Here is a 1,737-nt window from a genome sequence, read left to right on the forward strand (position 1 = left end):
CCAAGAGCTGATCACTCATGTGATTCATTAGGAACTATGAGCAAACTTTGTCCTGAATACTTGCTGCTGTATTTAAAAAACACTTAATGTGTTAAGTTATGTATATTCTATACCCTTATATCACCGCCTTAAATGACAGTATTTTACAGCGCAGAAAATAATCACACAAGTCTTTCATGCTAGACCAGAGCCTTTGTTTTATTAAACAATACTCTATTCTACCGCAAATAATAACGCTGCAACAGCGCGATCTTCAGCCAATAAAACATTAAATGTACGCACCGCCGCTCCCGTACTCATTGTATCTGATGAAATACGTTTTTCCCATAAAAGCACCCGTAACTCTTCAGGTAATCGTAATAATTCAATTCCAGTACCTATTAATAAAACTTCGATTTCAGAAGCTTCTTCTAAAATACGAGATATATCCCTTTGAGTGGGAACAGGCCCTGCCATCTCAATGCCATAAATACCTGATGGTACACAAATAATAGAACCTCTATGAGACATATCAGCAAAACGAAACCCACCATTTCCATAAGCATCAATAGGTGCGCGACTTGGAAAATGTGCTTCACGAATTTGAATTGCATCGAACATGAATATGCACCTTTTATTTTTGAATAATCCAATTGTCTTTGCTTCTTCTCATCATAAAAATTAAAATAAGGCTGATATAAACATTGATATGTTAAACATAGCCTAGTATTGAAGTAAAAATTTTTATATAATGCCCTAATCTTCTCATACAACAAATATATGAAAATTTGGGAATAAACCGCGGTAAAATGCTATACCTGCTTAAATAAATCTATCTTTTAAAAAGTTTCCTCAGCTTATTTACTCACAAATTGCTTTTTATAAAAACAATGATCTTGTTTAAAAAACAGAAAAAAATTGCGTAATATTCTATAAATAAAACAACTATTTTAATAATCTAAAGAAAACAAAAACTCCATTTTCTGTAGCCACTATAAAAGCCTCTTTTTCAATGAAATTGTCTTGATCTTGCCAAGCTTTTTATAAAAATGCTTAAAAAATGTAATAAACTGCCATTACACCTTAAGATGCATTTTCCTTTGATATAGCTTTTTTCTCTTCAGAGATACTCATATCTTCTTTCGTTGTCGTTTTAGATTTAGACTTTTGTGGTCTTTTTGCTTTAGCATTAAGTTTTGATTTTTTTTCTGCAACCGGCTCACCTTTAACGCGCACATCAGCTAATGTTGAGCGAATAACACGAATATTCATACTCTCACCAATTTCAACCTCTAATTCACCACTCTCGTCGTGAACCTTCGTAACCTTGCCGATAATACCACCACCCGTTATAACTGTATCACCACGACGTACTGCATTAAGCATTTCTTGGCGTTTTTTCATTTGGGCACGCTGTGGACGAATCATAAAAAAATACATAATTGCAAAAATTAAAATGAATGGGACAGCGTTAGCAAATGAAATTCCACCGGAAACATCGCCTGCAACTTGAGCATAAGCGTTCGTCATAAACATTTTTATCTCCTATAGTTAAACCTCAGGTATTTCCCACTCTATTAAAATGAAATTCCGATACAGAAAAAATTCCTAAAGAATTTATCATAAAAAGCAATAACTACATAATCTAATCACAGCTTTACAAAAATACAATAAATCCTTAAGAGGCAGAATACCAAAATACAATGAGAAAAATCTTAAAAAATAGATTCACTTTCCCCTATTGTATATCCTACAATA

At 33.0% G+C, this 1,737-nt stretch carries 2 protein-coding genes; both read right to left on the bottom strand.

Features of this window, described 5'->3' with window-relative positions; all coding sequences use genetic code 11:
• Positions 1-213: 213 nt before the first annotated feature.
• Positions 214-600 carry an Mth938-like domain-containing protein gene (locus tag ACFIL8_RS03880; protein ID WP_375611259.1) on the bottom strand — a complete coding sequence of 129 codons (387 nt, stop codon included), beginning with the start codon at positions 598-600 and terminating at the stop codon, positions 214-216.
• A 462-nt stretch (positions 601-1,062) separates the two neighbouring features.
• Positions 1,063-1,515, bottom strand: a complete 453-nt coding sequence (gene yajC / locus ACFIL8_RS03885) for a preprotein translocase subunit YajC (protein ID WP_375668189.1) — start codon at positions 1,513-1,515, stop codon at positions 1,063-1,065.
• Positions 1,516-1,737: the final 222 nt, after the last annotated feature.

Source organism: Bartonella sp. AP57NXGY (assembly GCF_042195805.1).
GTDB lineage: Bacteria > Pseudomonadota > Alphaproteobacteria > Rhizobiales > Rhizobiaceae > Bartonella.

Excerpts from the sequence above, each read along its gene's own strand:
- ACFIL8_RS03880 (WP_375611259.1), bottom strand. The coding sequence starts at position 600 with ATGTTCGATGCAATTCAAATTCGTGAAGCACATTTTCCAAGTCGCGCA.
- yajC (WP_375668189.1), bottom strand. The coding sequence starts at position 1,515 with ATGTTTATGACGAACGCTTATGCTCAAGTTGCAGGCGATGTTTCCGGT.